This is a genomic window from Mycobacterium lehmannii (genome assembly GCF_002245535.1).
Classification (GTDB): domain Bacteria; phylum Actinomycetota; class Actinomycetes; order Mycobacteriales; family Mycobacteriaceae; genus Mycobacterium; species Mycobacterium lehmannii.
The window spans coordinates 1-16818 of record NZ_NKCN01000028.1 but is presented as its reverse complement, the minus strand read 5'-3'; the positions used below and the strand labels follow the sequence as shown (position 1 = coordinate 16818).

Annotated in this window: 16 protein-coding genes and 1 pseudogene; 8 read left to right on the top strand and 9 right to left on the bottom strand. The window is 67.1% G+C overall.

Annotated features, from left to right (window positions below; genetic code table 11):
- Positions 1-13: 13 nt before the first annotated feature.
- Together CEX87_RS23140 and CEX87_RS23135 are read right to left on the bottom strand one after the other, a co-directional pair.
- Positions 14-328: a hypothetical protein gene (locus CEX87_RS23140; protein ID WP_064394994.1), complete on the bottom strand. Its 315-nt coding sequence runs from the start codon at positions 326-328 to the stop codon at positions 14-16.
- Positions 329-346: 18 nt separating this feature from the next.
- The gene (locus CEX87_RS23135; protein ID WP_094289268.1) at positions 347-1549 is read right to left on the bottom strand and encodes a lipid-transfer protein; all 1203 of its coding nucleotides are present in this window, start codon (positions 1547-1549) and stop codon (positions 347-349) included.
- Between the two features lie 218 nt (positions 1550-1767).
- Here CEX87_RS23135 and CEX87_RS23130 point away from each other — a divergent pair, with 218 nt between their 5' ends.
- Complete coding sequence (locus tag CEX87_RS23130) at positions 1768-2817, top strand: NAD(P)H-dependent amine dehydrogenase family protein (RefSeq protein ID WP_066807912.1); 1050 nt, start codon at positions 1768-1770, stop codon at positions 2815-2817.
- Between the two features lie 49 nt (positions 2818-2866).
- On the top strand, positions 2867-3712 hold the full coding sequence (locus CEX87_RS23125) for a patatin-like phospholipase family protein (RefSeq protein ID WP_064394939.1): 846 nt from the start codon (positions 2867-2869) through the stop codon (positions 3710-3712).
- Here CEX87_RS23125 and CEX87_RS23120 read toward each other — a convergent pair.
- Together CEX87_RS23120 and CEX87_RS23115 are read right to left on the bottom strand one after the other, a co-directional pair.
- Positions 3709-4707 (bottom strand): patatin-like phospholipase family protein, encoded by a 999-nt coding sequence (locus CEX87_RS23120; RefSeq protein WP_068195323.1) that lies wholly within the window; start codon positions 4705-4707, stop codon positions 3709-3711. The genes CEX87_RS23125 and CEX87_RS23120 overlap by 4 nt on opposite strands.
- 42 nt (positions 4708-4749) lie before the next feature.
- Positions 4750-5175, bottom strand: coding sequence for a lipoprotein LpqV (locus CEX87_RS23115; protein ID WP_094289266.1), 426 nt, complete (start codon positions 5173-5175; stop codon positions 4750-4752).
- A gap of 263 nt (positions 5176-5438) precedes the next feature.
- Between CEX87_RS23115 and CEX87_RS23110 the strand changes: the two genes are divergently transcribed.
- Positions 5439-5984 (top strand): cysteine dioxygenase, encoded by a 546-nt coding sequence (locus CEX87_RS23110; RefSeq protein ID WP_068195324.1) that lies wholly within the window; start codon positions 5439-5441, stop codon positions 5982-5984.
- A gap of 2 nt (positions 5985-5986) precedes the next feature.
- Positions 5987-6355 carry a rhodanese-like domain-containing protein gene (locus CEX87_RS23105; protein WP_068195326.1) on the top strand — a complete coding sequence of 123 codons (369 nt, stop codon included), beginning with the start codon at positions 5987-5989 and terminating at the stop codon, positions 6353-6355.
- Positions 6356-6364: 9 nt separating this feature from the next.
- Here CEX87_RS23105 and CEX87_RS23100 read toward each other — a convergent pair whose 3' ends face one another.
- From CEX87_RS23100 to CEX87_RS23090, 3 genes are read right to left on the bottom strand one after another with little or no spacing between them, the layout of a single operon-like run.
- A complete protein-coding gene (locus tag CEX87_RS23100) occupies positions 6365-8077 on the bottom strand; it encodes an alpha/beta hydrolase (protein ID WP_064426830.1) in 1713 nt (570 codons plus the stop codon).
- A 9-nt stretch (positions 8078-8086) separates the two neighbouring features.
- Positions 8087-8863 carry an enoyl-CoA hydratase gene (locus CEX87_RS23095; protein WP_064394942.1) on the bottom strand — a complete coding sequence of 259 codons (777 nt, stop codon included), beginning with the start codon at positions 8861-8863 and terminating at the stop codon, positions 8087-8089.
- Positions 8860-9909, bottom strand: a complete 1050-nt coding sequence (locus CEX87_RS23090; protein WP_068195328.1) for an enoyl-CoA hydratase/isomerase family protein — start codon at positions 9907-9909, stop codon at positions 8860-8862. Before CEX87_RS23090 ends, CEX87_RS23095 begins: the two co-directional genes overlap by 4 nt.
- Positions 9910-10074: 165 nt before the next feature.
- On the opposite strand from CEX87_RS23090, the gene CEX87_RS23085 reads away from it, so the two are divergent.
- Positions 10075-10932 (top strand): Bax inhibitor-1/YccA family protein, encoded by an 858-nt coding sequence (locus CEX87_RS23085; protein ID WP_064394944.1) that lies wholly within the window; start codon positions 10075-10077, stop codon positions 10930-10932.
- A 66-nt stretch (positions 10933-10998) separates the two neighbouring features.
- Here the strand turns inward: CEX87_RS23085 and CEX87_RS23080 are convergent, their stop codons facing one another.
- Complete coding sequence (locus tag CEX87_RS23080; RefSeq protein ID WP_064394998.1) at positions 10999-12216, bottom strand: acetyl-CoA C-acetyltransferase; 1218 nt, start codon at positions 12214-12216, stop codon at positions 10999-11001.
- Between the two features lie 34 nt (positions 12217-12250).
- A complete protein-coding gene (locus CEX87_RS23075) occupies positions 12251-13213 on the bottom strand; it encodes an SGNH/GDSL hydrolase family protein (RefSeq protein ID WP_094289264.1) in 963 nt (320 codons plus the stop codon).
- A gap of 206 nt (positions 13214-13419) precedes the next feature.
- On the opposite strand from CEX87_RS23075, the gene CEX87_RS23070 reads away from it, so the two are divergent.
- From CEX87_RS23070 to CEX87_RS23060, 3 genes and pseudogenes are all read left to right on the top strand, one after another.
- On the top strand, positions 13420-14481 hold the full coding sequence (locus CEX87_RS23070) for an alpha/beta hydrolase (protein WP_094289262.1): 1062 nt from the start codon (positions 13420-13422) through the stop codon (positions 14479-14481).
- A gap of 41 nt (positions 14482-14522) precedes the next feature.
- Complete coding sequence (locus tag CEX87_RS23065) at positions 14523-15923, top strand: cystathionine beta-synthase (RefSeq protein ID WP_064411969.1); 1401 nt, start codon at positions 14523-14525, stop codon at positions 15921-15923.
- A 207-nt stretch (positions 15924-16130) separates the two neighbouring features.
- A pseudogene (locus CEX87_RS23060) lies at positions 16131-16712 on the top strand (RDD family protein); the annotation flags it as partial.
- Positions 16713-16818: the final 106 nt, after the last annotated feature.

Genomic DNA, 16818 nt, shown 5'->3' with positions numbered 1-16818 from the left:
CACACCGGAGTCGCTAGCGACCGCTGCAGTCCAGCGACACCGAGATCGGCTTGCTGATGGTCACGGGGAACAGCACCCCGTCCTGATTTCCGCCGAGCAGCGGCACCAACTGGGTGAACTCCTGGGGATTGCGCACGCTGGTGACCACGCAGTCGGACAGCGGGGCCGTGCCGATCTTGTCGATCGTCACGTTGTACCCCTGATCCTGCAGCTTGCTGATGACCTCCTGCGCCGACTCCTGATCGTCGGCCGATGCGACACCCGCGGGCAGCATGACAGCCACGCACACGACGGTGGCGACTCCGGCGAGGATCCGTGTGGTCCGCATGCGGTCCATGATCCCCTATCAGCGCTCGGCGCGCTGGTAAGCGGTCACAACCGCGGCGCCCCCGAGCCCGATGTTGTGCTGCAGCGCGGCGGTGACGCCCTCGACCTGTCGCTTGTCGGCCGCACCGCGCAACTGCCACGTCAACTCCGCGCACTGCGCGAGACCCGTCGCACCAAGCGGGTGCCCCTTGGAGATCAGCCCGCCGGAGGGGTTGACCACCCAACGCCCGCCGTAGGTGGTGTCGTTGTTGTCGATGAGCTTGGGCGCCTCACCCTCGGCGCACAGGCCCAGCGCCTCGTAGAGCAGTAGCTCGTTGGCCGAGAAGCAGTCGTGCAGCTCGATCACTTGAAAGTCGGCCGGTCCCAGGCCGGACTGGTCGTAAACCTGCTGCGCGGCTTTGACATTCATGTCGTAGCCGATGAGGTTCTTGGCGCTGCCGTCGAAGCTGGACCCGAAGTCGGTGGTCATCGCCTGGCCGACGATCTCCACCGCCTGGCCCGCCAGGCCGTGCTTGTCGACGAAGTCCTCGCTAGCCACGATCGCCGCTCCGGAGCCGTCCGACGTGGGCGAGCACTGCAGCTTGGTCAGCGGGTCGGAGATCATTTTCGCGGCCAGGATGTCGTCGAGGGTGTACTCCTCCTGGAACTGTGCATACGGATTGTTCACCGAATGCTTGTGGTTCTTGTATCCGATCTTCGCGAAATGCTGTGCGGTGCTTCCATGTTGACGCATGTGCTCACGACCCGCGGCGCCGAACATCCAGGGCGCGACGGGGAAGCCGAACTCGTCGATCTCGGCCATCGCCGCGACGTGCTTGGCCATCGGGGACTCGCGGTCGTCGTGGCCGCCCTGGAGGGAGCCGGGCTGCATCTTCTCGAAACCGAGCGCGATGACGCAGTCGGCGAGCCCGCCGCGGACCGTCTGCGCGGCAAGGAACAACGCCGTGGAACCGGTCGAGCAGTTGTTGTTGACGTTGGCGATCGGAATACCCGTCAAGCCGAGTTCGTAGAGCGCTCGGTTGCCCGACGTCGAGTCACCGGCGACGTAGCCGACGAATCCCTGCTGGACTTCGGAGTAGTCGATGCCGGCGTCGTCGAGTGCCTTGGTGCCCGACTCCTTGGCCATCTGAGGGTAATCCCACCCTTCACGGCGGCCCGGTTTCTCGAACTTCGTCATTCCGACACCGACGACGAAGACCCTGTTACTACTGGCGGTCGACATTGATGATCCTTTCGCTGCCCTGCGATCGACAGAAACATACAGCGCGCCACCTGTCTAGCGGCTGATGAAAGCGTCGAGGAGGTCACCCTGCGGCGGCCCCTGGCATCGAACCTGATCTTGATTACGGCCTTCGCGGCCATTGTGGCCCGCGCGGGACGGGTTGTGGTGTAGACCTGCAAGAGTAGAACGTGTTCTAGTTTCGCGGTGAGGAGTCGGTTATGGGCCTACGGGTGGTGCAGTGGGCGACCGGGGGCGTCGGCGTCGCAGCGATCAAGGGTGTGCTCGAACATCCCGACCTCGAACTCGTCGGGTGCTGGGTGCACTCGCCGGCGAAGGCAGGCAAGGACGTCGGCGAGATCGTCGGCATCGGGCCGGTGGGGGTGACCGCGACCAACAGCCTCGACGACATCCTCGCCCTCGACGCCGACGCGGTGATCTACTCACCGCTGTTGCCCAATCCGGACGAGGTGGCCGCACTGTTGCGGTCCGGTAAGAACGTCGTCACCCCGGTCGGATGGGTGTATCCCAGCGCCCGGCAGGGCACGCCTTTGCAAGAGGCGGCGCTCGCGGGAAATGCCACGCTGCACGGCACCGGCATCGCGCCAGGCGGGATCAGCGAGAAGTTTCCGCTCTTGTTCTCCGCGTTCTCGACCGGCGTGACATTCGTTCGGGCCGAAGAGTATTCCGACCTTCGCACCTACGAGGCACCCGACGTCGTACGGCACGTGATGGGCTTTGGTGAGGTTCCGGAGAAGGCGCTCAGCGGACCGATGCAGAAGCTGCTCGACGGTGGCTTCATCCAGGCGGTGAAGATGATCGTCGACAAGGTGGGTTTCCGTGCCGATCCGAAGGTCCGCTCCGCGCAGGAGATCGCGGTCGCCACTGCACCGATCGAATCACCGATCGGTGTCATCGAACCGGGGCAGGTCGCCGGCCGCAAATTCCACTGGGAGGCCCTCGTCGACGAGGAACCGGTGGTGCGAGTCACCGTGAACTGGCTGATGGGTGAGGAAAACCTCGACCCCGCTTGGACATTCGGCCCCGAAGGCCAGCGTTACGAGATGGAGGTCCGCGGCAACCCGGATGTCAACATCGTCGTCAAGGGCTTTCAGTCGGCGGTCGGCGGAGAGGGCCCGGAGTACGGCATCGTCGGCACCGCGGCGCACTGTGTGAACTCGGTGCCCGCGGTGTGCGCCGCAGAACCCGGCATCGCAACGTATCTCGATCTACCGTTGATCAGCGGCAGGGCGGCGCAGGGCCTCGCGTAGTGTTGGGGGCCGCGCGGGCGACGCCGCTCACCTGGCACACTCACGGGCTGTGACGAGACGTGCTTTGGTACTGGCCGGGGGCGGCGTGGCGGGTATCGCGTGGGAGACCGGCATCCTGACCGGCATCGCCGACGAGTCGCCCGCGACCGCCGATGCGTTGTTGGCCTCCGACGTTCTGGTCGGCACATCGGCGGGTTCGACGGTCGCCGCACAACTCGGGAGCGGCCTCGGCCTGCCCGCGTTGTTCGACCGGCAGACCTCGGCGACATCGTCGGAGATCAACCCCGGCGCGGGGATCGAGACGATCACCCAGATGTTCCTCGACGCGATGACCGCTCCCGGCTCGAAAACCGAGAAACTGCAGCGGATCGGTGCGATCGCGCTCGCTGCGGGCACCGTCGCCGAAGACGTGCGGCGAAGGGTGATCGAGCAGCGGCTGCCGTCGCACGACTGGCCCGACCGCGATCTGCGCATCACCGCCATCGACACCGAGACCGGGGAACTGGTGGCGTTCGACCGCACCTCGGGCGTCTCGCTGGTCGACGCGGTCGCGGCCAGTTGCGCGGTGCCCGGTGTGTGGCCGCCGGTCACCATCGGGTCGCGCCGCTTCATGGACGGCGGCGTCGGTAGCACCGTCAACCTGGCCGTGGCCGACGATTGCGATGTCGTGGTCGCCCTGATCCCACAGGGCCTGTCGTCGCCGTCACCGTTCGGGACGGGCGCCAGGGACGAGGTCACCACGCGCAACACTTTCGGCGTGTTCGCCGACGACGAGTCGCTGGCGGCGTTCGGCGCCAACCCGCTCGACCCCGCGTGCCGGACACCGTCTGCGCATGCGGGACGCAGACAGGGCCGCGGCGTCGCCGCTCAGATCGCCGAGCACCTCGGCCTCTAATCTTCGGTCACGCTAGGCGATTCGGGCTTGGTGTCGAACGCGTCCAGTGCGGCGGCCGCCAACTCGATACCGATGTCGATCACCTCGGCGGCGCGGTGAAATTCCAGGCTCCGACAAGCCGAACGGGGTACCTCGATGAGCATGTCGGGCGGATAACCGGCGAGCTGGTGCCTGGCGAGCGCCGCCTGCGCGATGTCGATCGTGCGGTTCATCACCTCGAAGCTCCCGAGCTTGGGCACCACGGACGCTTCCTTCGTCGCGTCGACGAGCTCCTCCTCGCTGTCCCCGCCCGCCGGATCGTCCTCCGGTCCCGATCCCGTGCGGTTCAGCATCGCATTCGACTCGAACAGTGACGCGGTGCTGCGCCACACCCTGGCCAGCCACTCGGTGGTGGCGCGTTGACCCTGTCCCGCTGGTTCTACAGGTTCTTCGCCGCCGCCGGCCTCGCTGCCGGCCAAGGACACCGCGATGGTGAGGTCGGCGTTGACGGCTGCGATCGGCGCCATGGGCAGCGGTTCGAGGATGCCGCCGTCGGCGAGCAGACGCCCGTCGAGCACATGCGGTGCGATGACGCCGGGGATCGCGATCGACGCGCGGATCGCGGCGTCCACCGGGCCCCTCTGCAGCCATACCGACTTGCCGGCGATGAGATCGGTCGAGACCGCCGTGTAGGGGATCGGCAGGTCCTCGATGCGCACCTCGCCCAGGATGTCGCGAACAGCGTCGAGGATCTTGGTCGCGCGCAGCACGCCCGCCGCGGTGATCGAGGGATCGAGCAGACGCAGCACGGCGCCCTGGGTGAGCGACTTCGCCCAGTCGGAGAACTCGTCGAGCTTGCCCGCCGCGTGCAGCCCACCGACGAGAGCCCCCATGGACGATCCTGCGATGCCGACGATCTCGTAGCCGCGGTCCTGAAGTTCCTCGATCACCCCGATGTGGGCGTAGCCGCGGGCGCCGCCGCTGCCCAGCGCCAGCGCGACCCGCTTGCCAGCCATGCCGCCATTGTCGCCTGCCGGCGCCGATTCTGGCCGCCGGTTTCAGGCGCAGAGGCCGTCGGCCGCCGCCTGCACGGCGACGATGACCGCGGCCTGACGCGGCGGCGGCAACTGCGTCCACGGTGTGCCGTACGTTCCAGGCCCCGCCGAATCCGTTGATTGCACCATGCCGAGGTAGGGCTCGATCTGTGACTTCGGGTCACCACCCTGTTCGTCCATCCACTGCCGCGCCGTGGCGCAGGCCTTGAAGTACTCCTCCTCGGTCGAGTCGGCGGGAGCGCCGACCGCGGTGGTGACACCGTCGGGGGAGACGGCGACCGAACCCGGTGCCGCGGTGGGTGTTTCCGAGCTGGTGGCCGTGGGCGTCGAGTCGGCCGACGGCTCGGAGGTGTCTTCGGTACCCGACGAACATCCCGCGACGACACCCACCATCACTGCGGCCGCCGCGACACCGTGACGCATGCGCATGCCCGTCAATCTAGGCAACGGCTCGCCCGCGACCGACACCGGCTGCACCGATCGCCGAGGTTGCGCTCACGGTGAATCTATCCGCCGATCCCGCAAACACGCGTCTGGCCTGCGACGACAGGCTCCGAGCGTGCGGGACCGTCGCCTCCGGCCGGGTTGGAATGGCACGCCCATGCCAGGCTTGCTCTCATGACGACCGGACGCCAGGAGTGTTGTCGGCCCTAGCGCCGCCCCTGCCCGATTCCGGTTCTCTTGGAGCTTTCATGGCCTCCCCTGCAGCCCTGCCCACTGCCGTACCCGCGGTGTCCGCACCGACGCGGCTGCGGCTGCCCGATCTGTTGCTCGCTTCCGACCGCTGCGCCGACGATGTGCTCACCGGTCGCTACGACCACCTGCTGCCTGCTGGCGGACCGCCTGGCGACGAACGCTGGTTCACCCGCCTCCATGGTGATGACGAGCTCGACATCTGGCTGATCAGCTGGGTGCCCGACCGGTCGACCGAGATGCACGACCACGGCGGCTCCCTTGGGGCCCTGACGGTGATCTCGGGCGCGTTGCGCGAGACCCGCTGGGACGGTGGAGCATTGCGGCGACGCAGGCTGCACGCCGGGGATCAGGCCGCCTTCCCGCTGGGATGGGTACACGACGTAGTGTGGGCACCCGATCGTGACACCTCGGCCCCGGTCACCCCCACGCTGAGCGTGCACGCGTATTCGCCGCCGTTGACCGCGATGTCGTATTACGAGGTGACGGCACGGAACATGTTGCGCCGCAATCGGACCAAGCTGACCGGCGGACCGGAGGGCTGATCGTGGCAAGTCGCATCGACCGGATCCTGGACGACGCCCGCGCCCGCCTGCACAGGTTGCCGGCGGCCGAGGTGCCCGCGGCGTTGGACCGCGGCGCGATCCTCGTCGACATCCGCCCGCAAGCCCAACGCGCACGCGAGGGGGAGGTGGCAGAAGCGTTGGTGATCGAACGCAACGTACTCGAATGGCGTTGCGACCCGACCAGCGAGGCGCGGCTGCCGCAGGCCGTCGACGATGACGTCGAGTGGGTGGTGCTGTGCTCGGAGGGCTACACCTCCAGCCTGGCCGCGGCGGCGCTGCTCGATCTGGGCCTGCACCGCGCGACCGATGTCATCGGCGGATATCACGCGTTGAAAGGCGTTCTGGCCTAATCCTTTTCGCTAATCCTTCTCGTCGCTGCTCAGCAGCGGCCGCAGGCGTTCGGTCTTCTCCGGTGTCCAGCCCGGCGGCTGCAGGATCGCCGCCCACGCGTTGGCCACATCCTTGACGTAGACGTGGCCGTGCCCGTCGGGCACATCCACGGCCACGGCCATGTCCGCCGACACCTGGAGGAACGTCACCACGGGTATCCACTGCATCCGGCCGGAGACGTCGTAACCTCGTGGCTCCTTTAGCCAGTCCGGTTCGGCGAACAGCAGATCCGGGTTGAACCACGCGATCGGGTCCGACGCGTGCTGCAGGTACACCACCCGCGGATCCCCCCAGGGGCCGTCCGGCCGGCTCAAATCCTGGGCGCTGGCGGCGAAGTGGACGTTCTCGCCGTCGTCGTAGATCGGCAGCCACATCGGGGAGCCGGGGTCGCGGTCACGGGTCAGCTGCGTCCAGATCGTGTTGTTGAACGTGGGGCCGCTGAACAGTGCACCGTCCGTGCGGGCGATGAGGTTGTTGAGCGCGAGGAAAGGCGCTTCACCGCCGAACGATCCGAGGCTCTCCCCGAACACGACCAGGCGCGGTCGCTGCGCCTCGGGCATCTCCCGGATCAGCGCGTCGACGGCCTCGAACAACGCCTGACCCGCCTGCCGCGCGTTCTCCTTGTCCACGAGGAACGACAGCCAACTCGGCAGAAACGAGTACTGCATCGACACGATCGCGGTGTCGCCGTTGTACATGTATTCCAGCGCAGAGGCTTCGGCTTCGTTGATCCAGCCGGTGCCGGTGGTGGTGGCCACGGCGACGACGTCGCGGTCCAGCCCGCCGGTGCGCTGCAGTTCGCGGGCCGCCAGCGCGGCGGTTGCCTTGATTCCGTCCGCGGAATGCAGACCGGCGTAGACGCGGATCGGTTCGACGGCAGGCCGGCCGTTGAAATCCGTCAACTGCTCGACCGTCGGCCCCGCCGCCACGAATATCCGGCCCTGGTGGCCAAGGGATTCCCAGCTGGCCAGCGACTGGGGACCGCCGGACCGCAACGGTGATGTGGGCGCCGTGAAATCAGGGTCGGTCTCGTCGTTGACTGCCGCGAACGTGTTGTTGATCGTGCTCATCGCGAAGCGCACCACGATGCCGTTCAGTAGCGCGATGGTGAGCGCGATCAGCAGCACCACCACCACAACCGCCGAAACCCTCGGCGGTGCAACGCGTTCGAGTTGCCGGACCAGGAAGCGCACGAGCCTGCCGATCAGCTGCCCGATCTCGACGAGCACGAACAGCGTCACGATGGACAGCACGGCGGTCAGGGGATGATCCCAGAAGCCCATGCGCGGAACACCGTTGAGATCGCGGACCTCGTCCTGCCAGATGTGGAAGTAGACGATCATCAGGATCTGGCCGATGACGCCGATGACCACCAGGGCGATCCAGGCCTGTCGCGGGGCGGGCGGGCTGCTGTCCTTGGACCGCATGTAGCGCACCAGCCACACCACGAACACGCCGAGGGCATAACCGAAAGCGCCTGCGCCTCCGCTGACCAGCCCCTGGAACAACGGACCTCGCGGGAGCAGCGACGGCGTCATCGACAGCCACAGGAACACCAGGCCCAGCGCGGTGCCGGTGAAGGTGTAGTTGCGCACCCACCAAGGCGTGTCCTTGGACGTCTTGACCGGCTTCTCCCGCGGTTCTTCGACCGTGGTGTCGGTGTCGTCGCGGGTGTCGGTCACCACCGCAGATTAACGGTGGCGGAAGGCCGGTGGGCGCTTCTCGGTGAACGCGTTCATGCCCTCGGTCTGGTCGTCGGTCGCGAACGCCGAGTGGAACAGCCTGCGCTCGTACAGAAGGCCCTCGGCCAGAGTCGATTCGAAGGCACGGTTGACGGCCTCCTTCGCCATCCGCGACGCCGACAGCGACATTCCGGCGATGGTCTTGGCGACCGCGTTGGCCTCGTCGAGCAGTGTGTCGGCGGGCACCACCCGCGACACCAGGCCCGCGCGTTCGGCCTCCTCGGCGCCCATGTTGCGCCCGGTGAGGATCAGGTCCATGGCCTTGGCCTTGCCGATGGCGCGGGTCAGCCGCTGCGAGCCGCCCATGCCGGGCAGCACACCGAGCTTGATCTCGGGCTGGCCGAATTTCGCGGTGTCGGCGGCGATCAGCAGATCGCACATCATCGCCAACTCGCAGCCACCGCCGAGCGCATAGCCGGCGACGGCCGCGATCGTGGGGGTGCGGGTGGCGGCGAACGAACCCCAGGCTGCGAAGAAGTCGCTGGCGAAGACGTCCGCGAACGACAGGCTCGCCATCTCCTTGATGTCGGCTCCCGCGGCGAACGCCTTCTCGTTGCCGGTGATGATGATGGCGCCGATCGCCGGATCGTTGTCCAATTCGGCTGCCGCGGAGGTGACTTCGTCCATCACCTGGCTGTTGAGCGCGTTGAGTGCCTTCGGCCGGTTCAGCGTGATGGTCGCGACACGGTCGTCACGCGTGACAATAATGGTGTCGTAGTCGGTCATGAGAACTCCAGTTCGCGATCGGCCGGCGCGAAGTAATCCTCCACGTCGGCTGTGGTGACCGCCGCCAACGAGGCGGGCGACCATTTCGGATTGCGGTCCTTGTCGACAACCTGGGCGCGGATACCCTCGACGAAGTCGTGGGAGCGCAGCGCCCCGCACGAGGTCCGGTACTCCTGGCGCAGCACGTCTTCGAGTGTGTCGAGTTTCGCGGCGCGGCGCAGCGCTTCGAGCGCGACGGAAACCGAGACGGGCGAGCGGCTCTCGATGAGATCGCCCGCCTCGCCGGCAGCCGCGTCGTCGTGACCGCGCAGCGCGGCGACGATGTCGAGGACGGTCTCACCGGCATAGCACCGGTCGATCCATTCGCGTTGCCGCAGAAGGTTACTCGGCGGTGGCTCGACGGCATGGGCGGCCAGTGCGTCATTGATCCCGTCCGCGAGGACCGCGGCCTTGAAGTCGGCGAGCTTATCGTGGGGTACGAAGTGGTCGGCGAATCCCATCGCGATCGCGTCGGCGCCGTCGAAGTTCGCGCCCGTGAGCGCGGCGTGGTAGCCGAGCAGCCCGGGTGCGTGCGACAGGATGAGCGTGCCGCCGACGTCGGGGACGAAGCCGATGCCGACCTCCGGCATCGCCATCTTGGTGGTGTCGGTGACGACGCGCACGCTGCCGTGGGCGCTGACCCCGACGCCGCCGCCCATCACGATGCCGTCCATCAGGGCGACATACGGTTTGGTGAACCGGCCGATCTGGGCGTTGAGCAGGTATTCGTCGTACCAGAACAGGCGCGCTTCACGTCCTTTGTCAGGTCCCTCGGCCCTGGCGCTGTGATAGAGCGCGACGATGTCGCCGCCCGCGCACAGGCCGCGTTCGCCGGCGCCGTCGACGATGACGGCGGTGACGGCATCGTCGTGGGCCCATTCGGCCAGCACACGCGACATCGCGGTGACCATGGAGTGGTTCAGCGAATTGATGGCCTTGGGCCGGTTGAGGGTGATCAGGCCGACGCCGCGGTCAACGGTTACTAGGACATCCTCGTTTTCGCCCACGAGTATGCAATGTAGAACGTTGCCCGACCTGCGAACGCTTTGGGTAGGGTTTCTTGTGAACCAGCTGGGAAAGTGATCGGCACGGCCGGGAACCGACCAGGGACATGATTCGTTGACGGTGTGTTCGCCGATTGACGATCGACATCATCAGGAGAGGAACCCACGGTGCGGGAATCCAGCAACCCCGTATTTCGATCCCTGCCAAAGTCGCAGGGCGGATATGCGCAGTTCGGTACCGGGGCCGCCGGCTACGGTACGCAGGCGGTTCACGCCGACCCCTATGTGACGCAGTACCCGGAGCAGCGCCAGGCCGGCGTTGCCCGCCCGATGACCATCGACGATGTCGTCACCAAGACCGGCGTCACGCTGGCGGTGTTGGCGGCCGTCGCAGTCGTCACCTACTTCCTGGCGGCGGTGAACCCGGCTGTTGCCCTTCCGCTGGCGATGGTCGGCGCGATCGGCGGCCTGGTGTTGGTCCTGGTGGCCACCTTCGGTCGCAAGCAGGACAACCCCGCGATCGTCTTGAGCTACGCGGGCCTGGAGGGCCTTTTCCTGGGCGCCATCTCGTGGGTGTTCGGTAGGAGCGTCGAGATCGCGGGCGGCAGCGCGGGCGCGCTGATCACCCAGGCGGTGCTCGCCACGTTCGGCGTGTTCTTCGGCATGCTCGTCGTCTACAAGACCGGCGCCATCCGCGTCACCCCGAAGTTCACCCGCATGATCGTCGCCGGCCTATTCGGTGTCCTGGTGCTCATGCTCGGCAACCTGGTGCTGGCGATGTTCGGTGTCGGCGGCGGCGAGGGCATGGGCCTGCGCGCCGGTGGTCCGATCGCGATCATCTTCTCGCTGGTCTGCATCGGCCTGGCCGCGTTCAGCTTCCTGATCGACTTCGATTCGGCCGATCAGATGATCCGCGCCGGTGCACCGGAGAAGGCGGCGTGGGGCGTTGCGCTCGGCCTGACCGTCACGCTGGTCTGGCTGTACATCGAGATCCTGCGACTGCTGTCGTACTTCCAAAGCGATTAGCAGCTTGACGAGAAGGCCCGGCACGAAATGTGCCGGGCCTTTTCGTTTTCGCGGGCTCTTCGCGGGCTAGGACAGCCGCTCGATCACCATCGCCATGCCCTGGCCGCCGCCGACACACATCGTCTCGAGGCCGAACGTCTTGTCGTGGGTCGTCAGGTTGTTCAGCAGTGTCGCGGTGATCCGCGCGCCGGTCATGCCGAACGGATGGCCCAGTGCGATCGCACCACCCGAGACGTTGAGCTTGTCCTCGTCCATGCCCAGTTCGCGCGCCGAGCCGAGCACCTGCACCGCGAAGGCCTCATTGATCTCGTAGAGGTCGATATCGCCGATCGACATGCCGGCGTTGGCCAGCGCCTTCTTCGTCGCCTCGATCGGGCCGAGACCCATGATCTCCGGCGACAGCCCGCTCACTCCCGTCGACACGACACGCGCCAGCGGCGTCAGACCCAGCTCGCGAGCCTTGGTGTCCGACATGACGATCAACGCGGCGGCGCCGTCGTTGAGTGGGCAGGCGTTGCCGGCGGTCACGGTGCCGTTCGGCCGGAACACCGGCTTGAGTTGGCTGATCTTCTCGTAGGTGGTCCCGGCCCGAGGACCATCATCGGTGGAGACGACGGTTCCGTCGGGCAGAGTCACCGGGACGATCTCGCGCTCGAAGAAGCCGTTCTTGATGGCCTCCTCGGCGCGGTTCTGCGACCGAACACCCCAGTGGTCCTGGTCCTCGCGGCTGATGCCCGTGTACAGCGCGACGTTTTCGGCGGTCTGGCCCATCGCGATGTAGACGTCCGGCAGCAAGCCGTCCTCGCGCGGGTCGTGCCACTCCTCGGCACCGGCGGCCGCCTGATCCGAGCGGCTCATCGCGTCGGCGAACAACGGGTTCTTGCTGTCGGGCCAACCGTCCGCCGTACCCTTCGGGAACCGCGAAACCGTCTCCACGCCAGCCGAAATGAACGCATGTCCCTCGCCGGCCTTGATCGCGTGGAACGCCATGCGCGTGGTCTGCAGCGACGACGAGCAGTAGCGGTTCACCGTCGTGCCCGGCAGGAAGTCGTAGCCGAGCTGCACGGCCACCGCCCTGCCGACGTTGAATCCGGCCTCGCCTGCGGGCTGGCCGCAGCCCATGATCAGGTCGTCGATTTCCCGCGGATCCAGTGCGGGCACCTTGTCCAGCGCCGCGCGCACCATCTGCGCGGCCAGGTCGTCGGGACGGATGTCGACCAGTGAACCCTTGGCGGCGCGGCCGATCGGCGACCGCGCGGTCGCGACAATGACGGCTTCAGGCATGGTGTCTCCTCGCATTGACGGCTATGAGGAGAACCTAGCTCGCGGACGCCACGATGGGTGCGGGGACCCCGGTCGACCGCCGCCACAGCCTGCTGAATCCGCCCACCCGGGCCAGCAGCGCGAAGCCCTCACCCGAGCGCGTCCGCCACGGTAACTCCGGCGCCGCGCCACCGAGCCAGTCGCTCAACGCATTACACAGCGCGGGCAGCAGTTGGTTGGCTGCCAGCGCATAACCCGCGCCCGACGGGTGGAACATGTCGGGGGAGAACAGCACGTCGGGGGTGGACCGAAAGTGCGGCGCCAGCAGGTCGGCCAGCGGCACGGGAACCCCGCCCTCGGCTCGCACCGCAGCCGTCTGAACCCGGGCCAGCTGAAGGCCGCGGCTGCGTGTCACCGCGCGCAGGGGCTGCGGTATCGCGGTGATGACGCCGAAATCAGGGCAGGTGCCCACCACCACGACGGCGCCCGCGGCCCGCAACCGACGCACCGCCTTTCCCAGTCGGCGCGCCGACGGTCGGATGCCGTTCGGCCGGGTGATGTCGTTGGCGCCGATCATGATCACCGCGGCGTCGGGCGGTGGGCCCGCGACGAACATCGCGTCGATCTGGCCCGACAGTCCCTTCGACGTCGCCCCGACGATCGCCTTGGTGCTCAGCCGGATCCGCTTTCCGGAGACCTCGGCCAAACCCCGCGCGAGTAGGACTCCGGGCACCTCCTCGGCGGTGGAGGCGCCATAACCGGTCGCGGTGGAGTCGCCGAAGACCATCAGGTGCAGGTCGAACGGCACGTCGCGGCGCCAGCGCTCGACGGGGCCGCCGCCGGGTGCGTAGACACCGTCGGCGCGGGGCGGGATGTCCCACGCCTGCGGGATGACGCGGCGGGCCTGGTCGGCCTGCCCGATGAGCAGGTTCCGCGCGCCGATGTAGGCCGAACCGACCGAGCCGAGCGTGGCCGCGGTGGCGAAGGCGATGGTGGTCGTCCGTCGCGGTGTGCCCACGCAGGCAAGTTTAAGTGGGTTTTCCGGGGCTATCCGCGTGGCGAGAAGCGATAAGGGGTCACATTGCGGTATCAACTCCGGTATCGAATATGACTCACTGATTGTTGAAACGAACGTAGAGTGTCAAGCTAAGACGCGAGTCACGTCCAGAAAATTAGGCGTACTCAGCACTACGGCGGCTTGAAACGTCGGAGGGGGTGGTTGTAATGACCGCACCGAGCAAGGTCGGCCATGTTCGCCGGCCCGGAGTATCGCCTGTTCACGCGCGTAAACCGCGCAAGTTCCCGGTCAGCGACGGCGCGCCGGTAGAGGTCGTCGAAGACGGCCCGAGCCTGGGCGGCCGGTTGGCATCGCTCGCGGCCCTGCTAACTGTTCGGCCCACGCTGGCTATCGGAAGCTATGCGCCGAAGCTGCCGTGGCCCTGGGGTCTGATCGATTTCGTCTCGCGAGCGGCGCGGCCGGCGCCCGGGACCGTTCGGGCCACCATTTCTTTGCCGAAATGCACCGCGCAACTCGTCCGGGCGCCCGGCGTGCTTCCCGCCGACGGCAAACGCGGCGTCATCCTCTATATGCACGGCGGCGCATTCTTGACCTGCGGGGTCAACTCGCACGGCCGCCTGGTGCAGGCGCTGTCGGGCTACGCCGACTGCCCGGTGCTGGTGGTCAACTACCGGATGATCCCCAAACACTCCGTCGGCATGGCGATCGACGACTGCTACGACGCCTACCAGTGGCTGCGCCTGCACGGTTATGAGCCCCACCAGATCGTCCTGGCCGGCGACTCGGCGGGTGGCTACCTGGCGCTCGCCCTGGCCGAACGCCTGCAGCGCGAAGGCCTCGAGGGTGAGGTACCTGCCGCGATGGTGACGATGTCGCCCCTCTTCGAGATCGACAACGAGGCGCGGGCCAACCATCCGAACATCCGCACCGACGCGATGTTCCCGCCGCGGGCGTTCCACGCGCTCGTCGACCTGATCGAGGATGCGGCGCGGCGGGGTCGAAAGGACGGACAGCCCGAAGAGGTTTACGAGCCGCTTGACCACATCGAACCCGGGCTGCCCCGCACACTGATCCACGTCTCAGGCTCCGAGGTGCTGGTGAGCGATGCGCGCAAGGCCGCGCGGCGGCTGGCGGCCGCGGGTGTGCCGGTCGAAGTCCGCGTCTGGCCAGGGCAGATGCACGTGTTCCAGATCGCGGCGCCGATCGTGCCCGAGGCGAAACGCTCGTTGCGCCAGATCGGTGACTACATTCGCGAGGCCACCTGGTAGCCCACCTGGTGAGGGCGGAAGCCGCCTGACACGATGGAGTCATGCGCATCGCCCGGCACATCAGTGAGCTCATCGGCAATACCCCCCTGGTACAGCTGAACTCTGTTGTTCCCCCGGGCGCGGGCATGGTCGCGGCCAAGATCGAGTACCTCAACCCGGGCGGCAGCTCCAAGGACCGCATCGCGATCAAGATGATCGACGCCGCCGAGGCCAGCGGTGAACTCAAGCCCGGCGGCACGATCGTCGAGCCGACGTCGGGGAACACCGGGGTGGGGCTGGCGTTGATCGCCCAGCAGCGCGGCTACAAGTGCATCTTCGTGTGCCCGGACAAGGTCGGCGAGGACAAGCGAAACGTGCTGCGCGCCTACGGTGCCGACGTGGTGGTGTGCCCCACCGCTGTGCCGCCCGACCATCCCGACAGCTACTACAGCGTCTCCGACCGGCTGGTCGAAGAGATCGACGGTGCGTGGAAGCCCGACCAGTACTCCAACCCGATGGGGCCCGAGTCGCACTACGAGACCACCGGCCCGGAGATCTGGGCCGACACGGACGGCAAGGTCACCCATTTCGTCGCGGGTGTGGGCACCGGTGGCACCATCACCGGGGCCGGTCGCTACCTGAAGGAAGTGTCCGGCGGCAAGGTGCGCGTCATCGGCGCCGATCCGGAGGGTTCGGTGTACTCCGGCGGTACCGGACGGCCGTATCTGGTGGAGGGTGTGGGCGAGGACTTCTGGCCCAGGGCTTATGACCCCGCGGTGCCCGACGAGATCATCGCGGTGTCGGATGCCGATTCGTTCGAGATGACGCGCAGGCTGGCTCGCGAAGAGGCGCTGCTCGTCGGTGGGTCATGCGGTATGGCAGTGGTGGCCGCCAACAAGGTGGCCGAGCAGGCCGGCCCGGACGCATTGGTCGTCGTGCTGTTGCCTGACGGCGGAAGAGGTTATCTCGCAAAGGTTTTCAACGACGACTGGATGTCGTCGTACGGCTTCTTGCGTAGCCGGATGGACGGGTCGGTGGAGGAGTCGACGGTCGGCGAAGTGCTGCGCGGCAAATCGGGGGCGCTGCCCGACCTGGTGCACACTCACCCCTCGGAGACCGTTCGCGACGCCATCGGGATCCTGCGCGAATACGGCGTCTCGCAGATGCCCGTCGTCGGTGCCGAACCGCCGGTGATGGCCGGGGAGGTCGCGGGCAGCGTATCCGAGCGCGAACTGCTTTCCGCGGTGTTCGAGGGTCGGGCGAAGCTCGCCGACGCGGTGGCCGACCACATGAGCCCGCCGCTGCCGCTGATCGGCGCCGGCGAACTGGTCAGCGCCGCAGCGAAAGAACTTCGCGAATGCGATGCGGTGATGGTGGTCGAGGAGGGTAAGCCCGTCGGCGTGCTGACCCGCCACGACCTGCTCGGTTTCCTGTCCGACGGATCCAAGCGCCGGGTTCGCTAGCGCCTCACCGTCATCGGGCCCACCAAGCCTGGCAAAACACCCCGACCCATCGCCCGTCGGTCGCGGGCGCACACCCAATCCCGGCCATTCGCTTTCCGGGTAGAAAACCCTGCGCAAAAGCGCTTTTCCGGTAATGTAAGCACGCTTGATCCCAGCTAAGAAGCAGACTGGAGTCGTCCGATGACCGATCAGCCGCCCGCAGACTATCCGCCGCCACCGCCCGGCGGTTATCCACCACCCGCGCCGGGGGGCGGCAATCCACCGCCGACGACCGCCGCCGGTTATCCACCTCCGGCGCAACCGCTTCAATCGCTTCCGAAAGAGGCGTACACGTCATGGTTCACCCGCGTGTTGGCGTGGCTGGTCGACTCGATCCCGATCTTCATCCTGCAAGGCATCGGTTACGCGGTGCTGCTCGGCACCCAGGAAACGGCTTGTATCACCGACAGTTCCGAGTACCAACTCGGCGAGTTCTGCGCGACGGGCGCCTCCACGATCGGCCAGCTGGCCGTCACCATTACGTCGATACTCGTTCTGGCATACGTGATCTGGAATTACGGATACCGCCAGGGCACCACCGGTTCCAGCATCGGCAAGTCGATCCTGAAGTTCAAGGTTGTCAGCGAAAAGACCGGACAGCCAATCGGTTTCGGCATGTCGGTCGTGCGACAACTGGCGCACATCATCGACGCCGCGATCTGCTATGTCGGTTATCTGTTCCCGCTGTGGGACGCCAAACGGCAGACCATTGCGGATAAACTCATCAGCACCGTCTGCATACCGTTGTAGTCAACCGGGAAGGTCACATGACTGATCAACCGCCCCAGCCACCGGGAAACAACCCGCCTCCACCTCCCGGTGGGTATCCGCCACCCCCGCCGGCCGGGGGTTACCC